Here is a 24,974-nt window from a genome sequence, read left to right as displayed (position 1 = left end):
ACGCCGCAAACCAGCCGTGTCTGCCCGCTGGCGCGTCGGGATGGTACGATTCAGCCCGCGATTGCATGCACCCGCTGCCAGGCCGCGAAGCGGCTGTCCGTGCGAAAAGAACGATTGAATTCAGGAAACAGAATGGCGCAACAGAAAACGAATCCGAAACTTGAACAGGCGCTCACGCGCGGGGACCTCGCAATCCGCCAGGCCAACTCGGCGCGCGCGACCGCGCTCTTGCGCGCGCTCGGCAAGATGATCGTCGAAGCGTCGGCGACGATCGGCGTGGAAGCGTTCACGCTGATTCCCGATGGCGACCGCATTTACGATCCGGCCGACGGCATGTGGCCGCAACCGCTGCTCATCTCGCTCGATGGCCCGGTCGAAGAAGCCGATCAGGACGAAGTGCGCACGGTTCGCCTCGTGGCCGACGATCCGGGCACGGTGTTTCGCGTCGAATGGCAGCGCGCGGACGGCAAGATCGGACGCCAGGACGGCGGCCCGTTCGCCACCGTCGCGTTTATTTCCGACGTCGACATTCCGTGGACCGACGACGAAGACTGAGCGCCGGTTTCGCCGTGCTTTCGACGTGATCGTGCCCGGGTTCAGCGCATCATGCGCCGCCGGAACAGCACGGAAGCCAGGATGAACGGCACGATCACATACGCCGCCAGCACGCCGACGTGCAACGCGGCGTTGTCCAGCGGCCGGCCGAGCATCGCCGGCCGGATCAGGTCCACCGCGTGCGCAAGCGGCAGCAGCAGCGTCACCTGCCGCGCGATCGCGGGCAGCTGCGCCACCGGAAAGAACACGCCCGAGAGCAGCATCATCGGCGTGAGCGCGAGCGTCTGATAGAACATGAAAAAATCGTACGACGGCGCGACCGCCGTCACGATCATCGCGAGACTCGCGAACGCGAGGCCTGTCAGCACGATGACGGGCAGCGCGATCAGCATCGACGGAAAACTCGCATAGCCGAGCACGCCCGCCACCAGCATGATCGCCGCCCCCGACAGCACGGATTTGCTGGCCGCCCAGATCACTTCACCCAGCACGATGTCGCCGAGCGTCAGCGGCGTGTGCATGATCGCTTCCCACGTGCGCTGCACGTGCATGCGCGAAAAGCCCGAATACATCGACTCGAAACTCGCCGACATCATCACGCTCGACGCGACCGTGCCCGCCGCGAGAAACGCGATGTACGACACGCCGTCGACGTGTCCCACCATCAGCCCGAGTCCGAGGCCGAGGCCAAACAGATAGATCATCGGATCGGCGAGGTTGCCGAATATCGACGCCACGGCGAGCTTGCGCCACACCAGATAGTTGCGGCGCCAGACGGCGATCCAGTTCACCGCGTTCGCGGGCAGCGCGGCGAAACCTTCGTGCAGCCGGGAAGGTTTCGCGGGGGAGGATTCGTAACTGCGTGCGTCCATATCTGTCGAGTGAGTCTCTTTGCCTGTGTCACAAACGGGTTAGCAGGTTAGCCGGTGCGCCTGCGTGAGTTCCGTGCGTCAGTCCTGCATCTCGCGGCCGGTGAGCCGCAAAAAGACGTCTTCGAGATTGGCCGGCCGATGCAGGTAGCGCAGGTCGGTCCGCTGCCTGAGCTTGACATGCACAGGTTGCGGATCGTCGACGTAGCAGAACAGCGTCTCGCCGCTGATTTCCGTGCGCACGGCGAGCGGCGCGAGTTCGTCGCGCAGCGTCGCGGGGTCCGGGCCGTAAATCTCGATCACGTCGCATCCGATCTCCGATGCGATCAGCTCGCGCGGCGCGCCTTCCGCGATCTTGCGGCCTTCCTCGATGACGCACACGCGGTGACACAGCCGCTCGGCTTCTTCCATGAAGTGCGTCGTGAGCAGGATCGTCTTGCCGCGCGTGAGCAGCGAGCGCAGCCGCTCCCAGATCAGATGCCGCGCCTGCGGGTCGAGACCGGTGGTGGGCTCGTCCATGATCAGCACGTCGGGATCGTTGACGAGCGCGCGGGCCAGCGTGAGACGTCGCTTCATGCCGCCCGAGAGTTCGCCGACGCGCGCGTCGGCCTTGCTTTCGAGCCGCGCGAATTCGAGCAGCGACGGCACGAGATCGCGCGTTCGCGTCGCGCTCAGGCCGAAGTAGCGGCCAAACACCAGCAGATTCTCGCGGACGGTGAAATCGGGATCGAGGTTGTCGAACTGCGGCACGACGCCCACGCGCATGCGCGCGTAACGCGCCCGCGACGGGATCGGCTCGCCGCAAAGACGGATCGTGCCCACATCGGGGGCGGCGATGCCGAGCAGCATGCGCAGGGTCGTCGTCTTGCCGGCGCCGTTCGGGCCGAGCAAGCCGAAACACTCACCGGCGCGCACGTGGAACGAGAGGCCGTCGACGACGGTCTTGTTTCCATAGTGCTTCTTCACGTCTTCGAATTCGATTGCAACTGCTGACATGGGGCGAGACCTGCTCCGTTCGTTGAAAGCGTCCTGCGAGGTTTGCGACGCCTGCGAGGTGAGGGCAGGCTATTCTAAGGGCATCGCTGGCGACGCGTCGGGCGTCATGGCACCGGGACGGGGCGTCTTTTGCACTGCGGCACGACATCAAATACGGTGGGGACGCACCTGGCGTTTTCCATCTCTTGCAACCTGAATTGCGGCGCACCATGATTGAAACGAAGCCGCGATCGACGCGGATGGGAGATAACCATGGCGAGCTACCAGAAAATCCTGCTGTGCTACGACGGCTCGCGCGAGGGGCGCAAGGCGCTGCGTTGCGGCGCTGACCTTGCACTGGACCTGAAGGCCGAAACGCACCTGCTGTCGGTCGTCGACATGCGCTCGAGCATCGCGCAGAGCGCGGGCCTGCTCACTGACGTAGCCTGCGGCCGTTTCGAGGACACCGCCCGCGACATTCTCCAGGAAGGTGTGAACTGGCTCACCGAGCGCGGCGTTCAGGCGCACGGGCATTTCGCGTTCGGCAATCCGATCGACGAAATCGCCAATCTGGCGAACCAGTTGCAGGTCGACCTGGTCGTGGTCGGCCACCGATGCCGCACCGGTCTTTCGCGATGGTGGATGGGCGCGGGCAACACGCCGCTGCTGGACCGCGTCTCGTGCAGCATCCTGGTTGCGTGTTCGTCAGTGGCAGAGCAGCAACAGGCTGCTGCCTGAGGTCGCACGCGATATCCGGGTAGAGACGGGTACAGACGCTCTTCAGTCGTTGAGGTCGACGGCGGACAGCTTCCACGAAAAGAGTCCATCGCGACGCAGGATCGCCGAATAGTGCGCATCGCCGACGCCGTGCTGATACGTGACGACGAACTCGTTGATCCCGTGATAACCCGCTGTCGTTTGTGGCGGCTGGGGCGGCGCCTGCTGGGCGAGGGTTGAGGCGGCGGAAGGGGCCGGCGCCGTTGCTGTCGCAGCAGGCGGCGCGTCCGTCTGGCCACTCGTTGCGCCATTCACCGTCGGGCCGGCCGGCTCCGGCGGCCGTTCGCCGGGTTCGCCGCGCGGCGGCATGCCATTCAGCAATGCGGCGACGCCATCTGGTGTCGCGTACGCATCCACCAGCGGACCAATCAACGCAACGCCGATCATTGCGCCAATCGCGGCAAGCGGATTGCCGTTGTGTTGCACGTCGAGCCTTCGGGCGAGCAGGCCAGTGACCTGCTGCTTCAGGCTGTCGCGCAGCGCCGGAAAGTCGACGTATTCATTGACCGTTTCGGCATCGCGGGCATCGGCGGCACGCTTGAGGCGGTCGAGTGCGACATAAGGCGACGCATAACCATACCCAAGCGCGGCGATGACAGCGACAACCACGATCGTCATCACGAACGCGGAAATGCGCCGTCGATTTCGTGCGGGAACCGGAACGCTCATAAGTTGCGACTCTCCGTTAAACGTCACTTAACGTTGACCGCAACGAAGCGGAAACGATCCCTTGCAGCGCGCCACATAGTGGCACAACTGCAGGAAACCATTCTCGCATGCCTTCGGTTGCCTCCGGTTATTCGAACAGCGCGCCTTGCAGCGCCGCGCTTTCTTCAGCGATGCAGCGATCGATCATCCTGCATACCGCGTCGACCGTTCCCACCATGATGAGTCGCGACGGCCCGTGATACACGCGCACCGGCGCGCGGCGCCCCGGCTCCGCGTTCAGCCCCGAGTTCAGCGAGACACGCGCGAACGCCGGCATCGCGGATGGCAGCGTGGGCGCTTCCGCCGTTGTGTCGCGCTCGAACAGCGACGGCGCACGGAGGGCGTCGAGCGCCCCGCACGGCACCAGGTTGCGCAGATGACGCAGACGTCCGAACGGACGGAAAGGGAGCAGGCGGGCAAGGCGTTCCATGAAACTCTCCAGGCGAAGTTCAGAATTCAGTCGGGCGGATCAGCCCGACTGCAATGCCTTCGAGCGCGAATTCCCCGCTGCCGGCCTGAACAAAAATGTTGTCGTAATCGGGGTTCTCGGCGATCAGCTCAATGCCGTCCGGCCGGCGCTTCAGGCGCTTTACCGTCACGTCGTCGCCAATCCGGGCCACGATGATCTGCCCGTCTTTCGCTTCGCTCTTCTTCTGGACGGCGAGCAGGTCGCCGTCGAAGATGCCCGCGTCGCGCATCGACAGCCCGCGCACCTTCAGCAGGTAATCGGGCTTGCTCGAAAAGAGCGCCGGGTCGCAGGCGTAATGCTGCGAGATATGTTCCTGCGCGAGGATCGGGCTACCCGCCGCCACCCGGCCGATCAGCGGCAGCGACAGCTGCATGATGCTCGAGTGCGGCAGCGTGAACTGGTAAGGGCTGTCATCTGAACCCGATAGCAGGCGGATGCCGCGCGAGGCGCCCGCTGCAAGCTCGATCACGCCCTTGCGCGCCAGCGCGCGCAGATGTTCTTCCGCCGAGTTCGCCGAACTGAAGCCGAGTTCGGCTGCGATCTCCGCGCGGGTGGGCGGAAAGCCGGTGCGTTCGATCGCCCGGCGGATCAGATCGAAAACCTGCTGCTGTCGTGCGGTGAGTTTGGTCATGGGGCTACTGTATGGATGAACAGGTGACTGTATTTTTATACAGTAATCCGCACATTTCAAGCTTTACTTTAAGTTCGTCCAGATCGGCGCTGCCGGAACAGCGGTTTTCGGCGTTATCGCATCCGTATTCGTGCCGTAACACCGCGCCGGGCGGGCGTTACCACTTTTTAGTATTAAAAAATGAAGAACAATTATTTTTAATGATGAAGGCCGTTCGATAGACTGGCCTCAATCGATGCAAAGCAACGTACACACGCCGCAATAACGAAAGAACAAACCGGAGAATCTGGAATGAACCGCAATACGGGGCTGGCAGGCAGGACACGAAAAATCGTCGCGGCGCTCGCGCTGGGCGTCGCGGCAGCGGCGGGCTTCGTCGCTCAGGCGCACGCCGCGGATACGACGTTGCTGAACGTTTCATACGATCCGACGCGCGAGCTGTATCAGGACATCAATCAGGCATTCGGCAAGGAATGGAAAGCGAAGACCGGCGAGCAGATCACGTTCAAGCAGTCGCATGGCGGCTCGGGCGCCCAGGCGCGCTCGGTGCTGGACGGGCTGCAGGCCGACGTGGTGACGCTGGCGCTCGCTTACGACATCGACGCGCTCGCCACCAAGGGCCTCATCGACAGGGACTGGCAGAAGCGTCTGCCGGACAACGCTTCGCCGTACACCTCGACGATCGTGTTTCTCGTGCGCAAGGGCAACCCGAAGCACATCAAGGACTGGGACGATCTCGTGAAGCCGGGCGTGTCGATCGTGACGCCGAACCCGAAGACATCGGGCGGCGCGCGCTGGAACTATCTGGCCGCGTGGGCCTATGCCGAACATCAGCCGGGTGGCAACGCCCAGAAGGCGAAGGAGTTCGTCGGCAAGCTTTATAAGAACGCAGGCGTGCTTGACTCCGGCGCACGCGGCGCGACGACGAGCTTCGTGCAGCGCGATATCGGCGACGTGCTGATCGCGTGGGAAAACGAAGCGTTCCTGTCGATCAAGGAATTCGGCGCGGACAAGTTCGAGATCGTCGTGCCTTCGGTGAGCATCCTGGCCGAACCGCCGGTCGCGGTGGTCGACAAGGTGGTCGACAAGCATGGCACGCGCAAGCTGGCCGAGGCGTATCTGAACTTCCTCTATAGCGAGGAAGGCCAGGAGATCGCCGCGAAGAACTTCTACCGGCCGCGTTCGAACAAGGTGCCCGCTGCACTGACGGCGAAGTTTCCGAAGCTGAAGCTCTACACCGTCGACGACAGCTTCGGCGGCTGGGCCAACGCGCAGAAGACCCACTTCGCGGACGGCGGCGTCTTCGATTCGATCTATCAGCCGCAATGAAGCCACGCGGCGATGGGTGAGGCCTGGAGTAAAGACCAGAAAGGCGCGCCCGTCGGGTGCGCCTTTCTGGCTGGATGGACCCCGAAGTTTCAACCCGGCTAAACCCGCTTTCGCGTGTATCGAGCGTGAACGGAACGCGGTTTTAACCCAGAACGAGCATCCAGCATGACGACGTTGACCTTCCGCAAGCCGAGTGCGTTACCCGGCTTTGGCCTGACACTCGGCATCACCGTGGCGTATCTGAGCCTCGTGGTGCTGATTCCGCTTGCGGCGACCTTCCTGAAAACCGCGACGCTCGACTGGTCGCAGTTCGTGCGCGCCGTGACGTCGCCGCGCGTGCTCGCCTCGTACCGGCTGACGTTCTTCGCCGCGCTCGGCGGCGCGCTGATCAACGCGGTGTTCGGCTTTCTGGTGGCGTGGGTGCTGGTGCGCTACACGTTTCCGTTCAGGCGCATCGTCGATGCCGTCGTCGATCTGCCGTTCGCGCTGCCGACTTCCGTGGCCGGCATTTCGCTGGCCGCCGTGTATGCGGGCAACGGCTGGCTCGGACAGTTTCTCGTGCCGCTCGGCATCAAGATCGCGTTCACGCCGGCGGGCGTGCTGGTCGCGCTGACGTTCATCGGCTTGCCGTTCGTCGTGCGCACCGTGCAGCCGGTGCTCGAGGAATTCGAGCGCGAACAGGAAGAAGCCGCCGCCTGCCTCGGCGCGTCGCGCTGGCTGACGTTTCGCCGGGTCGTGCTGCCCTCCGTTTTCCCCGCGCTGCTGACAGGTTTCGCGCTGGCCTTCGCCCGTGCGCTCGGCGAGTACGGCTCGGTGATTTTCATCGCGGGCAACGTGCCGATGAAGTCCGAAATCACGTCGCTCCTCATCATCACCAAGCTCGAACAGTATGACTATGCGGGCGCGACGGCGCTGGCCGTCGTCATGCTGGTCGTGTCGTTCCTGATGCTGCTGCTGATCAACACGCTGCAGTGGTATCTGCAACGGCGCACGAGCCGCGGTGCGTCCGGGCCGGCGGTGCCGCCGGGGTCGCACGCGAACAGCGCGGGCGCCGTCGTTGCCGGAGGTGCGCAATGAGCCGCGATTCCGTGACGACAGTCCCGGGCAACCCGCCGGGAGCCGAAGCCGTGCGCCGCCGCCCCGATCCGGTGACGGAAAGGCGCGCCGTGCGCTGGCTGCTGGTCGGCGTTGCGCTGCTGTTTCTCGCGCTCTTCCTGGTCGTGCCACTCGCGGCGGTGTTCTATCAGGCGTTCAGCAAGGGCATCGCCTTCTACTTCGAGGCGCTGGCCGATCCGGATGCGCTGTCGGCCATCCAGCTCACCGTGATCACCGCGGCGATCGCCGTGCCGCTGAATCTCGTGTTCGGGCTCGCCGCTTCGTGGTGCATCGCGAAGTTCGAATTCCGCGGCAAGGCGCTCCTCACGACGCTGATCGACCTGCCGTTCTCCGTGTCGCCGGTGATCTCGGGCCTGATCTACGTGCTGATGTTCGGCGCGCAGGGCTGGTTCGGACCGTGGCTCCAGGATCACAACGTGCAGATCATCTTCGCCGTGCCGGGCATCGTGCTCGCGACGATCTTCGTCACGTTTCCGTTCGTCGCGCGCGAGCTGATTCCACTGATGCAGGCGCAGGGCAACGACGAAGAAGAAGCCGCGCACGTGCTCGGCGCATCGGGCTGGCAGATGTTTCGCCGCGTCACGCTGCCGAACGTCCGCTGGGGTCTGCTGTACGGCGTGATTCTCTGTAACGCGCGCGCGATGGGCGAGTTCGGTGCGGTATCGGTGGTGTCGGGCCATATTCGCGGACAGACCGACACGATGCCGCTGCACGTCGAGATTCTCTACAACGAATACAACTTTTCCGCGGCGTTCGCCGTGGCCTCCGTGCTCGCGCTGCTGGCGCTCGTCACGCTGGCCCTGAAGCTGCTTGCGGAACGTCATTTGTCGGCGGAACGGGTCGATGCGCGGGCCGTACCCGCGTACGCCGGCCCCGTCACCCTGTCGCCGGCGCCGTCGCAGGCGGCCGGCCGTCCGGTTCAGTAAGGAGAGCAGCACATGGGCATCACCGTTCGTAACCTGCAGAAGCGTTTTGGCGATTTCACCGCGCTCGACAACGTGTCGCTCGATTTTCCGCCGGGCGAACTCGTCGCGCTGCTCGGGCCTTCGGGGTGTGGCAAGACCACGCTGCTGCGGGTGATCGCCGGGCTCGAATACGCCGACGCCGGTCAGGTCGTGCTGCAAGGTCAGGACGTCGCCGCGGTCGGTGCGCGCGAGCGTCAGGTCGGCTTCGTGTTCCAGCATTACGCGCTGTTCCGTCACATGACGGTGTTCGAAAACGTCGCGTTCGGTCTCAGGGTCAAGCCGCGCAAGGAGCGTCCGCCGGAAGCGGTGATCCGTGAGAAAGTGCATGAACTGCTGAAGCTCGTGCAGCTCGACTGGCTCGCGCAACGCTTTCCGTCGGAGCTGTCGGGCGGCCAGCGTCAGCGGATCGCGCTCGCTCGCGCGCTTGCTGTCGAGCCGAAAGTGCTGCTGCTCGACGAGCCGTTCGGCGCGCTCGACGCGAAGGTGCGCAAGGAGCTGCGCAGCTGGCTGCGGCGTCTGCACGACGACCTGCATATCTCGACGATCTTCGTCACGCACGACCAGGAAGAGGCGCTCGAAGTGGCCGACCGCATCGTCGTGCTGAATCGCGGGCACGTGGAGCAGGTCGGCAGCCCGCAGGACGTGTACGACCATCCGCAGACACCGTTCGTCTACGAATTCCTCGGCGCGGCGAACCGTCTGCACGGCAAGGTGGATGGCGGCGGCTTCGTGGTCGACGGCGCGGCGTTGCCGGTTTCCGTGGCGGCAGGCTTCGAAGGCCCGGCGTTCGCGTATGTGCGCCCGCACGACCTCGCGTTGTATTCGGGAGCGGACAGCCATCGCGACGGCATCACGGTCGGCGTGCGGCGCGTCGTGACGCTCGGCGGTTCGGTGCGCGTCGAGCTCGAGGGACACGAAGGCCGCGTGCTCGAAGCCGAGCTCGACCGCGAGACGTGGCGTGAGTTGCGGCTCAATGTCGGCGACGGCGTGACGGCCGTGCCGCGTGCGCTGCGCGTGTTTCCCGCGCCGTGATCGGGGAGCCGGGCACGCACGCCTGCACACGAATCAACCCAACCTGACTGCGGTTCAACCCGGGACGAGAACATGAATTTCCAGCAACTGCGTTTTGTGCGCGAAGCGGTGCGCCAGAACATGAACCTGACGGAAGTCGCGAACGTGCTGTACACGTCGCAGTCGGGCGTGTCGAAACAGATCAAGGACCTCGAGGACGAACTCGGCGTCGATATCTTCATCCGTCGCGGCAAGCGGCTGACGGGGCTGACCGAGCCGGGCAAGGCGGTGCATCAGCTGATCGAGCGGATGCTGCTCGACGCGGAGAACCTGCGCCGCGTCGCGCGCCAGTTCGCCGAGCAGGACAGCGGCCATCTGGTCGTCGCCACCACGCACACGCAGGCGCGCTACGCGCTGCCGAAGGTGATCCGCCAGTTCACGGAAGTATTCCCGAAGGTGCATCTCGCGCTGCGTCAGGGCAGCCCGCAGCAGATCGCGCAGATGATCATCAACGGCGAGGCGGACATCGGGATTTCGACCGAGGCGCTCGACCGCTATCCAGACATCCTCACGTTCCCGTGCTACTCGTGGCACCACGTGGTGGTGGTGCCGAAGGGCCATCCGCTCGTCGGCCGGCCGAATCTGACGCTCGACGAAATCGCCGAATTCCCGATCGTCACCTACGATCAGGATTTCACGGGCCGCTCGCACATCGACCAGGCGTTCACAAAGGCGGGCGCGTTGCCCGACGTCGTGCTGACCGCGATCGACGCCGACGTGATCAAGACCTACGTCGAACTCGGCATGGGCATCGGCATCGTCGCGGCGATGGCCTATGACGCGAAGCGCGACACGGAACTCGTCGCGCTCGACACGCAGCACCTGTTCGAGGCGAGCACGACGCGCGTCGGCCTGCGCAAGGGCGCGTTCCTGCGGGCATACGCGTACCGGTTGATCGAAATGTTCGCGCCGCAGCTGAACGAAACGGAAATCGCAGCGCAGTTGCGCGAGGCGGCCTGAGCGTCGTTCGGGGTGGCGATGGCGATGGCGATGGCGATGGCGATGGCGATGGCGATGGCGATGCGAGAATAATGCGTCCGCGCGGTCGGGCATACGCCGCGTGGAACCGCGCCGCGCATCGCTTACAATCGCCGCCATGAATACTTCCACTTCTTCCTCCGGCGTGGCGCCGTCAAGCGGCTTGCCGCGTATCGCCGTGCTTGCGACGGGCGGCACGATCGCCGGTTCCGCCGCCGACGCCACGAACACCGCCGGTTATCAGGCAGGCGTGGTCGGCGTCGACCGGCTGCTCGCGGCGGTGCCGGCGCTCGCGGGCGTGGCACAGGTGCGGGCCGAACAGGTCGCCAGCATCGACAGCAAGGACATGGCGCTCGCGCTGTGGACCACGCTCGCGCAACGCGTGAACGCGCTGCTCGCGGCGGACGACGTCGACGGCGTCGTCATCACGCACGGCACGGATACGCTCGAAGAGACCGCGTATCTGCTGCATCTCACCGTGAAGAGCACGAAGCCGGTCGTGCTGAGCGCCGCCATGCGACCCTCCACGGCGCTCTCCGCCGACGGGCCGCTGAACCTGCTGAACGCGGTCGTCGTGGCCGCCAGTGCCGCGGCGCACGGGCAGGGCGTGCTCGTCGCGGTCAATAACCGGATTCACAGCGCGCGCGACGTCGTGAAAACCAGCACGTTCGCCGTCGACGCGTTCCAGTCGCCCGAAGTGGGCGCGCTGGGCTGGGTGCAGGACGGACGCGTCGAGTTTCAGCGCAGCGTGGTGCGCGCGCATACGATCGCCACCGAATTCGTGATCGGCGCGCAATGGCCCGACGTCGAGATCGTCACGAGCTACGCGGGCGCGTCGCGCATGGCCGTCGACGCGTTTGTCGCGGCGGGCGTGCGCGGCATCGTGGTCGCGGGCACCGGGAACGGCTCGATCCATGCGTCGATCCAGCAGGCGCTCGCGGACGCCGTGTCGCAGGGCGTGGCCGTCGTGCGCGCGTCGCGGGTCGGCGCCGGCCACGTGATGCGCAACGGCGCCGCGCCCGACGACACGCTCGGGTTTGTCGCCGCGAACGGGTTGAATCCGTACAAGTCGCGCGTGCTGCTGATGCTGGCGCTCGCCACCGGCGCAACCGGCCCGGTCGTGCTGCAGCGCGCCTTCGATACCTATTGAGCGGCGTGTGCGCCACGAGGTCTCGCTGTCTGTGAGGTAACCCACGCGGCGGGCGGCCTTTTCGTGCCAGGATGCGCTCATACCCCGTCCATCGTGGCAGCCAATGAGCGCGTCGAAGCTCCAGTCGTGGGGGCATTACCCCTACGCGCCTCAATCCAGTCATCCGTTGTCGTGGCGAGATGCCGTCCAGGCCGAACTGGACGACACGCGCGCGCGCTTCGGCACGACCTTGCCGTTCGGCAACGGCCGCAGCTATGGCGACAGCTGTCTGGCGGCGACCGATCACGTCCTGCATATGCGCGGCCTCGGCCGCTTTATCAGCGCCGACTGGGAACGGGGCGTCCTGCGCGCGGAAGCCGGCGTGACGCTCGGCGAGGTGCTGGAGCTGTCGATTCCGCGCGGCTGGATGCTGCCGGTCACGCCCGGCACGCAGTTCGTGACGCTCGCCGGCGCGGTCGCCAACGACGTCCACGGCAAGAACCATCACGTACGCGGCACGTTCGGACGCCACGTCAGGCGGTTTTCGCTGCTGCGCTCGGATCGCGAACCGGCCGAATGCGCGCCGGGCGAAAACGACGGACTGTTTCGCGCGACGATCGGCGGGCTCGGCCTGACCGGCGTCATCGAATGGGTCGAAATCCAGCTGATGCCAGTGCGCTCCGGCCGCATTTCGATGACGAGCATCCGCTTTGCCCATCTCGACGAATTCCTCGCGCTTTCGGACGAACTCGATCCGTGTCACGAATACGGCGTGGCGTGGGTCGACTGCCTCGCGAGCGGCGATGCGCTCGGGCGCGGCATCTACATGTCCGGCGATCACGCGGCGGACGGCGATTTCTCCATCAAGGGCACCCGCCGGCGCAACGTGCCGTTCGTGTTGCCGTGGTCGCCGGTGAACCGCCACACGCTGAAAATCTTCAACGCGTTCTATTACCGGCGGCAGTCGCAGCGCGTCGAACACGCGAGCGTCGATTTCGCGAGCTTTTTCTATCCGCTCGACGGCGTGCGCAACTGGAATCGCATTTACGGGCGACGCGGCTTCCAGCAGCATCAATGCGTGATTCCCGAGGCGGCTTCGCGCGATGCGCTGAAGGAAATTCTTGCGACGATTGCAAAAAGCGGACTCGGCTCGTGTCTCGCGGTGCTGAAACGCTGCGGCACGCTGGTTTCGCCGGGGCTGATTTCGTTTCCGATGCCGGGCGTCTCGCTGGCGCTTGATTTCCCGCAGCACGCCCGCCGCAACGAAACGCTCTTTTTGCGGCTCGACGCAATCGTCAACGAAGCGGGTGGCCGCCAGTATCCGGCGAAGGACGCCCACATGAGCGGGGCGGACTTTCGCGCCGCGTATCCCGCGTGGCAGGAACTCGAACGCAATCGCGATCCCGCCCTGATGTCCCGCTTCTGGAAACGGACCACACAGCCATGAAAAACATCCTGATCGTGGGCGGCTCGTCCGCCATTGCCGTGGCATGCGCGCGGCGCTGGGCGAAGGAGGGCGCGAACCTCTTCCTGACCGGCCGGCATGAAGTCCGGCTCGAAGCCGTCGCGCAGGATCTGCGCGTGCGCGGCGCGCCCTCGGTGGCGACGCACAGGCTCGACATGAACGACCATGCGCAGCACGCCGCGATGCTGAAGGCCTGCCAGGCGGCGCTCGGACGGATCGACATCATGCTGATCGCGCACGGCACGCTGTCCGACCAGGCGCAGTGCGAGCGCGACGTCGAGGCAGCCATGCGCGAACTGTCGACCAACGCGATGTCGACGATCGCGCTGCTCACGTTGCTCGCGGGCGTATTCGAAAGCCAGAAAAGCGGCACGATCGCCGTGATTTCGTCGGTGGCGGGGGACCGCGGACGGCCGTCGAATTACGTGTACGGGGCCGCGAAGGCCGCCGTGGGCACCTTCTGCGAAGGGTTGCGGGCGCGGCTTTTCAAATCCGGCGTGCGCGTGCTGACGATCAAGCCGGGTTTCGTCGACACGCCGATGACAGCCGGACTGTCGTTGCCCGGGCCGCTCGTCGCCTCGCCGGACCGCGTGGCGACCGATATCGTGCGCGCGATCGAGCGCGGCCGGGACGCGCTCTACACCCCGTGGTTCTGGAGCGCGATCATGCTGGTCATCCGCTCGCTGCCGGAGTTCGTGTTCAAGCGGGTTTCGCTGTGAGTGCGGCCTTCCATGCGGCGTCGTGGGCGTTCCCGTGTACGTTGAATAACCCGGCGAGACAGGCGGACGCCGGGTTTCGGGGCGCGCGGAGGCCAGCATGAACACCCCGACGCTGGACGCGCCGCTGGGCCGCTCGCGCCTTGTCGTCTGGTATGCGATTTTCGCGGCGATTTCGATCGCGGCGAATCTCGGCAGCCAGAAGCTGGCGTTCTGGTTCTATCACGGCCGGTTCGCGGTGCCGCTGTCCGTCTGCATCGGCACGGGCGTGGGCCTCGTCGTCAAATACCTGCTCGACAAGGCGTGGATCTTCCGTTATCCGCATCGCAGCGTCGCGCACGGCATCCAGACGTTCGTGATGTACGTCGCGATGGGGCTCGGCACGACGCTGGTTTTCTGGGCGGTGGAGTTCGGCGCCGACGCGATTTTCCACACCGAGCCCGCGCGGCTCACCGGCGGCGCCATCGGCCTCGTGCTCGGCTATCTCGCCAAATATCACCTCGACAAGCGTTTCGTTTTCGCGTGATCCGGAGTGCGCTGGCGCACAGAGCGCCGCGCGCCGCGCCTTTAGGATTCAGACAGTAACGTGCGATACCGCGAGTGGAGCGCGCGTTACACCGACAGCCGCTTTCCGGTGCGCATTGCCCGCCATGTTCGGGTGCGGCGCCGGCATCGCGGCGACATCTGGCTCATTGCGAAACGACGCTGCGGCGGCGAGGTGTGACATGACAAGCGCGACGATCCCGCTGTGTGTGGATCTGGACGGCACGCTCACGCGAACCGACTTCCTGCTCGAAAGCTTCCTCGTGCTGCTGAAGCAGAATCCGCTTGCGCTCTTTCTGTGCATCGGCTGGGCGCTGCACGGCAAGGCATATCTGAAGGAACAGATCGCAAAACGCGTGACGATCGACGTCGGCGTGCTGCCATATAACACGCAGCTCGTCGACTATCTGCGCGACGAGCATTCCGCCGGCCGCACGCTTTATCTGTGTACCGCGTCGAACCAGCGCTTCGCCAGCCAGGTCGCCGATCATTTTGGGCTCTTCCAGGGCGTGCTCGCGAGCACCGCGGATCACAACCTGATGGGTCGCAACAAGGCCGATGCGCTCGTCGAACAGTTCGGCGACCACGGTTTCGACTACTGCGGCGACGCGCTCGCGGACGTGCCCGTGTGGCGCAGGGCGCGGCAGGCGATTGTCGTCGGCGACAAGCACATGGCCGCCGCGGCCCGCAAGGTCAATCAGGCGATCATCTTCTTCGAGCGCAAGCGCCGGATCATCCCGCTCGTGCTGAAGGAAATGCGCGTGCATCAATGGGTCAAGAACGTGCTGATCTTCGTGCCGCTGCTGACGGCCCACCGCTTCACCGACGTGAACGCGATCATCGCCGCGTGCGTGGCCTTTGCGTCGTTCAGCCTGTGCGCGTCGTCGGTTTATCTGCTCAACGACATGCTCGATCTCGACGCCGACCGCCGGCATGCGCGCAAGCGCAGCCGGCCGTTCGCATCGGGGAATCTGCCGCTGTCGTTCGGGATCGTGATGACGATCGTGCTGCTGGTCGCGGGTGCGAGTCTCGCGGCACTGCTGCCGTGGCAGTTCTGCGTCGTGCTGGCCGGCTACCTTGCCGTGACCGTCGCATATTCGTTCAGCCTGAAGCGCATGGCGCTCATCGACGTGTTCACGCTCGCGTGCCTTTATACCGTGCGCGTGATCGCGGGCGGCGCGGCGAACGATATCGCGCTGTCGTACTGGTTGATCCTGTTCTGCGTGCCGATCTTCCTGAGCCTTGCAATGGTCAAGCGCTACGTGGAACTCGAAAGCATCCTGCGTCTTGGCAAGATGGAAGCGGCGGGGCGGGGCTACATCACGCAGGACATGTCGATCCTGCGTTCGTTCGGCACGTCGTCGGCGTATCTGGCGGTGCTCGTGCTGGCGCTCTATCTGAACTCGCCGGAACTCAAGCTGCTGTACCGTCATCCGCAGATGATGTGGGCGGTGTTCGCGCTGACGCTGTACTGGGTCAGCCGCATCTGGATGTTCGCGTTTCGCGGACAGATGCACGACGATCCGATTGTGTTCGCGTTCAAGGACCGCGTGAGCTGCGCGGTGATCGGACTGTGCGGCGTATGCATGGTGCTCGCGATCTAGCTTCGCCTGCGCATACGCACGTTGTATGACGTATTGATGAAACGCGGCGGTGCAGGTTTGACCTGGACCGCCGCGTTTCCGTTATGCGCCGTGTTCAGTCAGACGCGATGAAGCAATCTCACTGAGCCGGGATCACCAGCACCTGGCCCGGGTAGATCTTGTCCGGGCTCTTCAGCATCGGTGTGTTCGCCTGAAAGATCACGTCGTTTTTCGCGCCGCTACCGTAGTATTTTTCCGCGATCTTCCACAAATTGTCGCCGGAGACGACCGTGTGGAACTGGGCTTCCGGCGCCGGATTGGTGACCGTGAGCTGGTCGTCCACTTTTTCGACGTTGTGTACATTGCCGGCCGCGACGAGGATTTTTTCTTTCGTCGCCTGGTCAGGCGCTTCGCCCGAGACGGTGACGGTATGGCTCGCGCCGTCGTACGCGACCTGCAGGTTGGTGGCGTTCAGGCCCTGAACGTTGATGTAGTTCGCGATGGCGTCGCCGGCAATCTTGTTCAGTGCGTCGACATCCACGGGTGCCGCTGGATCCGCCTGCGCGGCTTGAGCCGGTGCCGCTGCCGTGCCGAACAGTTTTTCGCCTGCGTCCTTGATGAAACTGAGAATACCCATCGATCGTTCTCCTGACGTGATGAAGAGGGCGTATGCAGCCCCTGGGAATCTGATCGCGAACAACCAGACAGAACCGATCAATTGTAGGAAAGAATGCCGGGGAGATGTCAAAAAAGGTTGGAGCAGACGGCCCGGCCATGAGAGCCGGGCGCGTGCGTGGAGAAACATGAAATCCGACAGCCGGACACCCGACGACGACGTCTGACCGACCAAGGCTTCCCCGGCATCGCCGGGCGCCGCTGCGGACCCCACTAAGCCGCTCTCAGCCCAGAGCGGCCCGATTTGCCTTACCCGTCACGCGTGCCGCGCAGCGGACAAAGCGCCCCACTGATCTGGCCGCCGCGCGTGTGGCGGCGGCCATGTTGTACTGCATACGATATATCTCGACCCGCTAGCGCTGCGATGTCTGATGCATACGCGAACACGCTGGCGGGCCGCGTGAATCAGGCTGCTTTTGCTTCCTTGCCGGGCGCCTGCGCAACTTCGAAATTCGCCATGATTTCCAGCGCGCGCACCATCGCCGAGTGATCCCACGCCTTGCCGCCGTTTGCCGCGCACACGCTGAACAGCTGCTGCGCGCTCGCGGTATGGGGCAGCGCGATACCGAGCTTGCGCGCGCCATCGAGTGCGAGGTTCAGGTCCTTTTGATGCAGTTCGATACGGAAGCCCGGATCGAACGTACGCTTTGTCATGCGTTCGCCATGTACTTCGAGAATGCGCGACGACGCGAAGCCGCCCATCAAGGCTCGGCGCACGCGCTCCGGATCGGCGCCCGAACGCGCGGCAAACAGTAGCGCTTCGGCGACAGCCTCGATGTTCAGCGCGACGATGATCTGGTTCGCGACCTTGCACGTCTGGCCCGCGCCGTTGTCGCCGATGAGCGAGATGTTCTTGCCCATCAGGTCGAAGAGCGGCTTTGCGATGTCGAACGATTTTTGCGGGCCGCCCACCATGATCGTCAGCGTCGCTTCACGTGCGCCGACTTCGCCGCCCGATACCGGCGCGTCGAGGTAGTCGCAGCCGAGTGCGTTGATCTTCTTCGCGAACGCCTGGGTTTCGAGCGGCGAAATCGAGCTCATGTCGATGACGAGCTTGCCTTTCGTGAGACCGTTCGCGACGCCGTCGTCGGCGAACAGCACGTTGGCGACGTCAGGCGTGTCCGGCACCATCGAGATGACGATGTCGGCGGCTTTCGCGACGGCAGTCGAATTTTCAGCGACCGTGGTCTGCGTGCGCAGGTCGTCCGGCACCGGATACGCGCCGTTGACGATCAGCGTGTGACCGCCCTTGATGAGGTTGCGCGCCATGTGCGCGCCCATGATGCCGAGACCGATGAAACCGATTTTTGCCATTGATGTGTCTCCGTGATGCCGGGTTGATCGTTCGAAACCGTGCGATGTCGCTTGCTGGGCGTGGTCGTTGCTTATGCGGCGACGTGTGCCGCACCGCGTGACTGGCCGGCGACGCGCTGGACCCAGTCGAGCCCGGCGGTCGTCGTCGTGCGCGGCTTGTATTCACAGCCGACATAGCCTGCGTAGCCGAGCGAATCGAGCAGTTCGAACAGGAACGGGTAGTTGATTTCGCCGGTGCCCGGCTCGTTGCGGCCGGGGTTGTCGGCGAGCTGGATGTGCGCGATCTGCGGCAGGTTCTTTTTGATCGTCGCCGCGAGTTCGCCTTCCATGCGCTGCATGTGATAGATGTCGTATTGCAGGAACAGGTTGTCCGAACCGACGGTGCGAATCACGTCGAGACCTTCCGACGAGCGGTTCAGCGCGAAGCCGGGAATATCGTACGAGTTGCACGGCTCGACCAGCAGCCGGATGTCTTCTTTCTTCAGCGCCTGCGCGGCAAAACGCAGGTTGTCGACGATCGTCGAGCGCGCCTTGTCCGCGTCGATGCCGGCCGTCGGAATGCCGACGAGGCAGTTCAGCTGCGGCACGTTCAGCGCCTTCGCGTATTCGATCGCGCGCCCGACGCCTTCCTGGAACTCGCCGACCCTCTCCGGCAGACACGCGATGCCGCGCTCTCCCGCCTCCCAGTTGCCCGCGGGCAGGTTGTGCAGCACCAGCTTCAGGCGGTTCTGCTGGAGACGTTCGGCCAGTTCGGCCGCCTTGAACGGATAGGGGAACAGGAATTCGACGGCGCTGAAGCCCGCGTCTGCCGCCGCCGCGAAGCGGTCGAGGAACGGGACTTCGTTGAACAGCATGGTCAGGTTGGCTGCGAATTTCGGCATGATGTCAGTGGTTTCCGGCTGGTCGGTCAGTTGAAAAAAAGAAGCTCAGTCGAGTGTGCTGATCGCGGTCGGCGCGTCTTCGTGCCGTGCGGCGAGTTCCTCGAACTCGTTGACCGCGTCGATCTCGGTGCCCATCGAAATGTTCGTCACACGCTCCAGAATCACTTCGACGATCACCGGCACGTTGAACTCGGAGAGCATCGACTGCGCGCGTTGCAGCGCCGGCTTCAGTTCTTCCGGCTTGAACACGCGGATCGCCTTGCAGCCGAGACCCTCGGCCACCGCGACGTGATCGACGCCATAGCCGTGTACTTCCGGCGCGTTGATGTTGTCGAACGCGAGCTGCACGCAGAAGTCCATGTCGAACGCGCGCTGCGCCTGACGGATGAGCCCGAGGTACGAGTTGTTCACGACCACGTGGACGTACGGCAGGTTGAACTGCGCACCGACGGCCAGCTCTTCGATCATGAACTGGAAGTCGTAGTCGCCCGAGAGCGCGACGATCGGACGTTGGGGGTCGGCTGCGCGCACGCCGAGCGCGGCCGGAATGGTCCAGCCCAGCGGGCCTGCCTGGCCGCAGTTGATCCAGTTGCGGGCCTTGTACACGTGCAGGAACTGCGCGCCGGCGATCTGCGACAGACCGATCGTGCTCACGTAGCACGTGTCGCGGCCGAACACCTGGTTCATCTCTTCGTACACGCGTTGCGGCTTGATCGGCACGTTGTCGAAGTGCGTCTTGCGATGCATCGTGCGCTTGCGTTCCTGGCAATCCGCGACCCATGCGCTGCGGTCCTTCAGTTTGCCGGCGGCCTTCCATTCCTTCGCCACTTCGACGAAGAGTTCGAGCGCCTTTTTCGCGTCCGACACGATGCCGAGATCCGGGCCGAACACGCGGCCGATCTGCGTCGGTTCGATGTCGACGTGGACGAACTTGCGGCCCTTCGTGTAGACCTCGACGCTGCCCGTATGACGGTTTGCCCAGCGGTTGCCGATGCCGAGCACGAAGTCGGAGGCGAGCATCGTGGCGTTGCCGTAGCGATGCGACGTCTGCAGGCCGACCATGCCGGCCATCAGCGGGTGATCGTCGGGAATCGCGCCCCATGACATCAGCGTCGGAATCACCGGCACGCCCACCGTTTCCGCGAACGCCACGAGCAGGTCTTCCGCGGCTGCGTTCAGCACGCCGCCACCGGAGACGATCAACGGCTTGTCCGAATCGTTCAACAACGTCAGCGCGGCTTCGATCTGCTTGCGCGTGGCGGCGGGCTTGTAGACCGGCAGCGGTTCGTACGTGTCGATGTCGAATTCGATTTCGGCGAGCTGCACGTCGATCGGCAGGTCGACCAGCACCGGACCCGGACGGCCCGAGCGCATCAGGTGGAACGCCTGCTGGAACACGCGCGGCACGAGCGCCGGCTCGCGCACGGTGACCGCCCATTTCGTGACCGGCTTCGCGATCGATTCGATGTCGACGGCCTGGAAGTCTTCCTTGTAGAGACGCGCGCGCGGCGCCTGACCGGTGATCGCGAGAATCGGAATCGAGTCGGCCTGCGCGGAATAGAGACCGGTGATCATGTCGGTGCCGGCGGGGCCCGACGTGCCGATACACACGCCGATGTTGCCCGGTGACGCCCGCGTATAGCCTTCGGCCATGTGCGACGCGCCTTCGACGTGCCGTGCCAGCACGTGGCTGATGTTGCCGGCCTTGCGCATCGCCGAGTAGAACGGGTTGATCGCGGCGCCCGGCACGCCGAACGCGGTATCGATACCTTCCCGTTCGAGTACGAGTACGGCTGCGTCGACGGCTCTCATCTTGGCCATGAATGTCTCCTGAATGTCTTTGAATGCTGTCTGAACTGCGTCGGGCGTGCCGTTGCAGGCTGTTGAGGTCCACTTTAGGCCTCACCCGAAGGTTTGATAAGATCGGTTCAGGTCGCTTATTTCGAAACAAAAAGTATGGAATGCGGTTTCTGCGCGGGTAGCGCGGAAAAATCGCGACAGCAACCATCTGGATGGGGCCGGAGTAAGTGCTTTGCATGGGGCCGCAGTAAGCGCTAAAGCGCTAACTCCGGCCGACCGCAGGTGCCCTGCATGGGGCCGGAGTAAGTGCTGAAGCACTAACTCCGGCCGACAGGAGACAGAAAATGGACCGCTTCAAGCAGATCGAAACCTTCGTGCGCGTCGCCGACGCGGGGAGCCTCGCGGCCGCGGCGCTGGAGGAGGGCGTGTCGCCCGTGATCCTCGGGCGGCGCATCGACGCGCTCGAAAAGCGGCTCGGCGTGAAGCTGATGTACCGCTCGACGCGGCGGCTCGTCGTCAGCGAGGAGGGCACGGCGTTTCTCGAGCGATGCCGGGGGCTCCTGACCGAGTGGGATCAGGCCGAAAACGAACTGACGGCGGGACGGCGCGCGGTGAGCGGCCATCTGATCGTCTCGGCGCCGGCCGCTTTTGGGCGCAAGCACGTGGCGCCGCTCGCGCCGGCATTTCTCGCCGACAAGCCGGAGCTGCAGCTGTCGTTCAATCTGACCGATCGCGTGGCCGATCTCGTGCGCGAGGGTTACGACCTGTCGATCCGCATCGGCGGCGCCGTCGATCCGAATTTCGTCGCGGTGAAGCTGGCGACGAACCGGCGCGTCGTCTGCGGCACGCCCGAATATTTCCGCAAGCACGGCCGGCCGAAAACGCTCGAGGACCTGCCGCGGCACAACTGTCTCGCGTTCAACCTGCAGGGCGGCCAGAACCGCGGCTGGTATTTCCGGCGTAACGGCAAGCTGGCGACGGTGCGCGTCGGCGGCACGCTCGACTGCAACGACGGCGAACTGCTGCACCGCTGGGTGTCCGAAGGACTCGGTCTCGGCTGGCGCTCGACGTGGGAAGTGCAGCAGCAGCTCGCGCGCGGCGAACTGGAAACCGTGCTCGACGAATTCGCGCTGCCCGACTACGACATCCTCGCGGTGTATCCGCAGCAACGCTATGTGCCGGCGAAGGTGCGCTACTTCATCGACTATCTGAAGGACATCTACGCGCGCGACGATTACTGGAGCAGCGTGGCGTAGCCAGGGTGCGCCGCCGCCGCGTTGCGGCGGGCGGCGCTCAGACGCTCACGCGACCACGAGCGTTCCGTTCATCGTCTCGTGCCCCGATCCGCAGAAAATGTCGCACAGGAATTCGACGTTCCCGGCCGTGCCCGCCTGCGCCGGCAGCCTGACGGTCGCTCCGGGCGGCACGTCGGCGCGCACGCCCAGTTGCGGAATCGAAAAGCCCATGATGATGTCCTGCGCCGTCAGTTCGAAGATCACTTTTTCGTTCGGCGCGAGTTCGATCCGGTCCGGCGTAAAGATGAACTTGCGCGCGTGGACCTTGATGACGCGCGGCCCGGCGGCTTTCGCGTCGAGACGGGCGAGCGCGGCCGCGCCGCCGGCGGCCGCCACGAGCAGCCAGCGCCGGCGAGCGGTCGATGCCGGCGCGTGGAATCCGGTAGTTTTCTGCATGGTCGGGCTCCTTACGAGACGTCACGGATCGGCATTTCATTGAGCACGAATGCGCCCGGTGCGGTGCCGGCCTCGACGCGTCGCCAGCCCAGTCCACGATAGGGCGCCGACGCATCCCACGGAACCGGCAGGCGCTTTTCCTGCGACCCGGGCGCGGGCAGCGGAAACATCAGCGAGCGCGCGGCGTGATGCGCGATGCGTCCGGTCATCGTGTGATTTTCCTGATGGATATGGCCGTAAAACACGGTGACGTTGTCGTGCTGCTGGAGCACGTCGATGACCGCTGCGCCGTCGCGCGTCGCCCAGTCCCACTTCGGCGCGAGATCGAACAGCGGACGATGCGTGAAGATCACGATGCGGGCGTCTTTCGGCTGCTTCTTCAGGTCGGCGGCGAGCCATGCGATCTGCGCTTCGCCGACGCGGGCTGCCGGATCCGACACGTTGTCGAGCGTCACGAAATGCACGCCCTTGTGGTCGAACGTGTAGTGCGTCTCGCCGAAATGCTCGCGGTACGCCGCGCCGTTATCGAGGCTCGCGTCGTGCTCGCCGGGCATCAGATACAGCGGCTTCACGTTCAGCCCGCCCACGATCGACTGGAACTCACGCATGCGCGCGTGGCGCGTCGCGGTGTCGTCGGTGGTGTGCGTGAGATCGCCCGTGAAAATGACGAAGTCCGGCGCGGCGGGCAGGGCGTTCACCGCGGCAATGGCCTTCGGTAACGTGCCTTTCGCATCCGGATTGACGGCAGGACCCTCGAAGCCCCAATGGGCATCCGAAAGCTGGACGAAGAAGAAATCTTCGTCGCGCGCCCAGCTCCAGCCGGGCAACGCCGACGCGAACGTTGCGCCGCCGAATGCGGCCAGTTTCAGGAAATCGCGCCGTTTCAGGTGATTCAGGCCACTCGACATGATCGCTCCTCGCGTGTTGGGTTGCCTGTCCAACCAGGATTTTGCGATTCTTATTCCTGATTTATTTTTGCCGGGACGCCGCGCGAGCGGGAATAAACTCGGCTTGCGACCAGTATCGCAGCCGTGAAGCCAGGAGGGCCCGCGTGCGCCAGACCGATACCACCAGCAGGGGAAGAAACGACGAAGCTGAACGCAGCCGTCGTTTCCAGACACTGGCGCTGCCGCATCTCGATGCCGCCTTCAACCTCGCGCGCTGGTTGTCGGGCAATGCCAGCGATGCCGATGACATCGTCCAGGAAGCCTTTATGCGCGCGTTCCGTTTCTTCGATACGTTCCGTGGCGACAATGCGCGGCCATGGCTGCTCGCGATCGTGCGGCGCACCTGGTACACGGAATGGCGCCGCAGGACGAATTCGCATGAGGTGACCGGATTCGACGATTCGCACGAAGAGGCCGCGTTCGACGGCTGGAGCCCGGCGAGCATCGACCCGCAGGCACTGATGATCCGCGAGGAAGACGTGCGGCGCGTGCATGTCGCGCTGAAACAACTGCCGGTGGAGTATCGCGAGGTGCTGATCCTGCGGGAACTGGAGGAGCTGAGTTACCGCGAAATTGCGATCGTCGCCGATCTGCCGGTCGGGACGGTCATGTCGAGGCTCGCGCGCGGGCGACGCCGGCTGGCGGTGGCGCTGAGCGCGCTGGAAGCGCGCGGCGTCAAGGCTGGGCGCACGGATGCCGACGACGCGCGCAACCGCGCGGCGGACACCCGGGCGGCACATCCGGACACGCTCGATGCGCCGCCATCCGGCTGGGCGCCCCGCGATCCGGGCGCCGCGGCCGCGGGCGCAAACCAGGAGACGCCAGATGGACTGTAACGAAGTGCGTCCGCTCATCGATGCCAGTGCCGACCGCGAACTCTCGCCGGTCGATGAACGCCGTGTGCAGCAGCACATCGCGGGCTGCGCGGCCTGCCAGCGCGAAACGGAGATCGTGCGGGTACTGGCGGGCACGATCCGTCAGGCCGGCTACCATCGCGCGCCGGATGCGCTCAGGGCGCGGATCGTCGCGGGGTTGCCGGCGGCCGCGCTTTCTTCACCGCCTGAGGGTGCGCGCAGACGCGCCTGGCGGTTTCCGCGGTTCGATGGCTGGCGCCTGCCGGTGGGCGTGGGGGGCGGCGCGGCAAACAGCGGGACGGCCGGATCGGGCTGGCTGACGGTGCTGGTCATCGCACTGTGTGCGGCTGTCGCCGGCGTCACGCTGACGCTGCGCCGTCCCGCCGACGCCAGTCCGTTCGTCGACGAACTGGTGTCGAGTCACGTCCGGGCGCAACTGTCGGGACGCGACATCGATATCATTTCGACGGATCAGCACACCGTGAAGCCGTGGTTCAACGGCAGGCTCGACTATGCGCCGCCGGTGGTGGATCTCACGGCGAGCGGTTTTCCGCTGGCCGGCGGCCGGCTGGATTACCTCGACCACAGGCGGGTGGCGGTGCTGACCTACCGTTACCGCAAGCATGTGATCGATGTGTACGTGTTTCCCGACACCGCGAACCGGGCGGGCGGCGACGCTGGCGCGTGGCCGGGCTCATCCGGTGCGACGCTGGTTCGCGACGGTTATTCGCTCGTGCGCTGGCGCGAGGACGGCATGGTCTGGTGGGCCATCACCGACGCCGCGCCCGATGCGCTGAGCGCGCTGGAAACCGCGCTCAAGGCCCGCCCGCAGCCATCGGAGTGACGTTTTCGGACCGGTCGCCACGATTTGCGCGTCCGGCCGGTTGATGGGTCAAAGCGCCTGCGCCGGCCTTATCCAGCAAAAGCGGGGCG

At 65.0% G+C, this 24,974-nt stretch carries 25 protein-coding genes and 1 pseudogene; 15 read left to right on the top strand and 11 right to left on the bottom strand.

The window, feature by feature from the left end; all coding sequences use genetic code 11:
- Positions 1 to 132: 132 nt before the first annotated feature.
- A complete protein-coding gene (locus BLV45_RS12435) occupies positions 133 to 555 on the top strand; it encodes a hypothetical protein (RefSeq protein WP_090533331.1) in 423 nt (140 codons plus the stop codon).
- A 41-nt stretch (positions 556 to 596) separates the two neighbouring features.
- On the opposite strand, the gene BLV45_RS12430 is transcribed toward BLV45_RS12435, so the two are convergent.
- Together BLV45_RS12430 and nodI are read right to left on the bottom strand one after the other, a co-directional pair.
- Entirely contained in the window at positions 597 to 1,427 is an 831-nt protein-coding gene (locus BLV45_RS12430) for an ABC transporter permease (protein ID WP_090533329.1), read from the bottom strand.
- A gap of 78 nt (positions 1,428 to 1,505) precedes the next feature.
- Positions 1,506 to 2,423, bottom strand: a pseudogene (gene nodI, locus BLV45_RS12425) (nodulation factor ABC transporter ATP-binding protein NodI); the annotation flags it as partial.
- 249 nt (positions 2,424 to 2,672) lie between these two features.
- On the opposite strand from nodI, the gene BLV45_RS12420 reads away from it, so the two are divergent.
- Entirely contained in the window at positions 2,673 to 3,137 is a 465-nt protein-coding gene (locus BLV45_RS12420; protein WP_090533325.1) for a universal stress protein, read from the top strand.
- A gap of 42 nt (positions 3,138 to 3,179) precedes the next feature.
- Here the strand turns inward: BLV45_RS12420 and BLV45_RS12415 are convergent, their stop codons facing one another.
- The 3 genes from BLV45_RS12415 to lexA all read right to left on the bottom strand — a co-directional run bounded on the left by BLV45_RS12415 (position 3,180) and on the right by lexA (position 4,984).
- Positions 3,180 to 3,845: a DUF2939 domain-containing protein gene (locus tag BLV45_RS12415; protein ID WP_090533323.1), complete on the bottom strand. Its 666-nt coding sequence runs from the start codon at positions 3,843 to 3,845 to the stop codon at positions 3,180 to 3,182.
- Between the two features lie 127 nt (positions 3,846 to 3,972).
- Entirely contained in the window at positions 3,973 to 4,314 is a 342-nt protein-coding gene (locus tag BLV45_RS12410) for a hypothetical protein (RefSeq protein WP_090533321.1), read from the bottom strand.
- A 19-nt stretch (positions 4,315 to 4,333) separates the two neighbouring features.
- Positions 4,334 to 4,984: a transcriptional repressor LexA gene (gene lexA, locus BLV45_RS12405; RefSeq protein ID WP_090533319.1), complete on the bottom strand. Its 651-nt coding sequence runs from the start codon at positions 4,982 to 4,984 to the stop codon at positions 4,334 to 4,336.
- A 291-nt stretch (positions 4,985 to 5,275) separates the two neighbouring features.
- Between lexA and BLV45_RS12400 the strand changes: the two genes are divergently transcribed.
- From BLV45_RS12400 to BLV45_RS12355, 10 genes are all read left to right on the top strand, one after another.
- Positions 5,276 to 6,313, top strand: coding sequence for a sulfate ABC transporter substrate-binding protein (locus BLV45_RS12400; protein ID WP_090533317.1), 1,038 nt, complete (start codon positions 5,276 to 5,278; stop codon positions 6,311 to 6,313).
- A 165-nt stretch (positions 6,314 to 6,478) separates the two neighbouring features.
- Positions 6,479 to 7,390, top strand: coding sequence for a sulfate ABC transporter permease subunit CysT (gene cysT, locus BLV45_RS12395; protein ID WP_090533315.1), 912 nt, complete (start codon positions 6,479 to 6,481; stop codon positions 7,388 to 7,390).
- Positions 7,387 to 8,355 (top strand): sulfate ABC transporter permease subunit CysW, encoded by a 969-nt coding sequence (cysW, locus tag BLV45_RS12390; protein WP_090533312.1) that lies wholly within the window; start codon positions 7,387 to 7,389, stop codon positions 8,353 to 8,355. Before cysT ends, cysW begins: the two co-directional genes overlap by 4 nt.
- A 12-nt stretch (positions 8,356 to 8,367) precedes the next feature.
- Positions 8,368 to 9,426 carry a sulfate/molybdate ABC transporter ATP-binding protein gene (locus BLV45_RS12385; RefSeq protein ID WP_090533310.1) on the top strand — a complete coding sequence of 353 codons (1,059 nt, stop codon included), beginning with the start codon at positions 8,368 to 8,370 and terminating at the stop codon, positions 9,424 to 9,426.
- Between the two features lie 72 nt (positions 9,427 to 9,498).
- A complete protein-coding gene (locus tag BLV45_RS12380; protein WP_090533308.1) occupies positions 9,499 to 10,425 on the top strand; it encodes a CysB family HTH-type transcriptional regulator in 927 nt (308 codons plus the stop codon).
- A 136-nt stretch (positions 10,426 to 10,561) separates the two neighbouring features.
- Positions 10,562 to 11,593, top strand: coding sequence for an asparaginase (locus BLV45_RS12375; protein ID WP_090533866.1), 1,032 nt, complete (start codon positions 10,562 to 10,564; stop codon positions 11,591 to 11,593).
- A 103-nt stretch (positions 11,594 to 11,696) separates the two neighbouring features.
- A complete protein-coding gene (locus BLV45_RS12370; protein ID WP_090533306.1) occupies positions 11,697 to 13,019 on the top strand; it encodes an FAD-binding oxidoreductase in 1,323 nt (440 codons plus the stop codon).
- Positions 13,016 to 13,756 carry an SDR family oxidoreductase gene (locus BLV45_RS12365; protein WP_090533304.1) on the top strand — a complete coding sequence of 247 codons (741 nt, stop codon included), beginning with the start codon at positions 13,016 to 13,018 and terminating at the stop codon, positions 13,754 to 13,756. The genes BLV45_RS12370 and BLV45_RS12365 overlap by 4 nt, the downstream gene beginning before the upstream one ends.
- A gap of 97 nt (positions 13,757 to 13,853) precedes the next feature.
- Positions 13,854 to 14,279 (top strand): GtrA family protein, encoded by a 426-nt coding sequence (locus BLV45_RS12360; protein ID WP_176954147.1) that lies wholly within the window; start codon positions 13,854 to 13,856, stop codon positions 14,277 to 14,279.
- A 199-nt stretch (positions 14,280 to 14,478) separates the two neighbouring features.
- A complete protein-coding gene (locus BLV45_RS12355; RefSeq protein ID WP_090533302.1) occupies positions 14,479 to 15,900 on the top strand; it encodes a UbiA family prenyltransferase in 1,422 nt (473 codons plus the stop codon).
- Between the two features lie 118 nt (positions 15,901 to 16,018).
- Here BLV45_RS12355 and lysM read toward each other — a convergent pair whose 3' ends face one another.
- From lysM to gcl, 4 genes are all read right to left on the bottom strand, one after another.
- A complete protein-coding gene (gene lysM, locus BLV45_RS12350; protein ID WP_090533300.1) occupies positions 16,019 to 16,516 on the bottom strand; it encodes a peptidoglycan-binding protein LysM in 498 nt (165 codons plus the stop codon).
- Positions 16,517 to 16,959: 443 nt separating this feature from the next.
- Positions 16,960 to 17,943: a 2-hydroxy-3-oxopropionate reductase gene (locus BLV45_RS12345; RefSeq protein ID WP_245753250.1), complete on the bottom strand. Its 984-nt coding sequence runs from the start codon at positions 17,941 to 17,943 to the stop codon at positions 16,960 to 16,962.
- Complete coding sequence (gene hyi, locus BLV45_RS12340; protein ID WP_090533296.1) at positions 17,940 to 18,749, bottom strand: hydroxypyruvate isomerase; 810 nt, start codon at positions 18,747 to 18,749, stop codon at positions 17,940 to 17,942. The genes BLV45_RS12345 and hyi overlap by 4 nt, the downstream gene beginning before the upstream one ends.
- A gap of 45 nt (positions 18,750 to 18,794) precedes the next feature.
- Positions 18,795 to 20,570, bottom strand: coding sequence for a glyoxylate carboligase (gene gcl, locus BLV45_RS12335; RefSeq protein ID WP_090533294.1), 1,776 nt, complete (start codon positions 20,568 to 20,570; stop codon positions 18,795 to 18,797).
- Between the two features lie 323 nt (positions 20,571 to 20,893).
- On the opposite strand from gcl, the gene BLV45_RS12330 reads away from it, so the two are divergent.
- Entirely contained in the window at positions 20,894 to 21,805 is a 912-nt protein-coding gene (locus tag BLV45_RS12330) for a LysR family transcriptional regulator (protein WP_090533291.1), read from the top strand.
- Between the two features lie 45 nt (positions 21,806 to 21,850).
- Here the strand turns inward: BLV45_RS12330 and BLV45_RS12325 are convergent, their stop codons facing one another.
- Positions 21,851 to 22,240: a cupredoxin domain-containing protein gene (locus BLV45_RS12325; RefSeq protein WP_090533289.1), complete on the bottom strand. Its 390-nt coding sequence runs from the start codon at positions 22,238 to 22,240 to the stop codon at positions 21,851 to 21,853.
- 11 nt (positions 22,241 to 22,251) lie between these two features.
- Complete coding sequence (locus tag BLV45_RS12320) at positions 22,252 to 23,148, bottom strand: metallophosphoesterase family protein (RefSeq protein ID WP_090533287.1); 897 nt, start codon at positions 23,146 to 23,148, stop codon at positions 22,252 to 22,254.
- A gap of 143 nt (positions 23,149 to 23,291) precedes the next feature.
- Between BLV45_RS12320 and BLV45_RS12315 the strand changes: the two genes are divergently transcribed.
- Both BLV45_RS12315 and BLV45_RS12310 read left to right on the top strand, forming a co-directional pair.
- Entirely contained in the window at positions 23,292 to 24,023 is a 732-nt protein-coding gene (locus tag BLV45_RS12315) for an RNA polymerase sigma factor (RefSeq protein WP_090533285.1), read from the top strand.
- On the top strand, positions 24,013 to 24,885 hold the full coding sequence (locus BLV45_RS12310) for an anti-sigma factor family protein (protein WP_090533283.1): 873 nt from the start codon (positions 24,013 to 24,015) through the stop codon (positions 24,883 to 24,885). Before BLV45_RS12315 ends, BLV45_RS12310 begins: the two co-directional genes overlap by 11 nt.
- Positions 24,886 to 24,974: the final 89 nt, after the last annotated feature.

It is taken from the genome of Paraburkholderia sartisoli (assembly GCF_900107685.1).
In the GTDB taxonomy this organism is placed as follows: Bacteria; Pseudomonadota; Gammaproteobacteria; order Burkholderiales; family Burkholderiaceae; genus Paraburkholderia; species Paraburkholderia sartisoli.
This window is presented reverse-complemented; position numbering and strand designations above follow the sequence as displayed.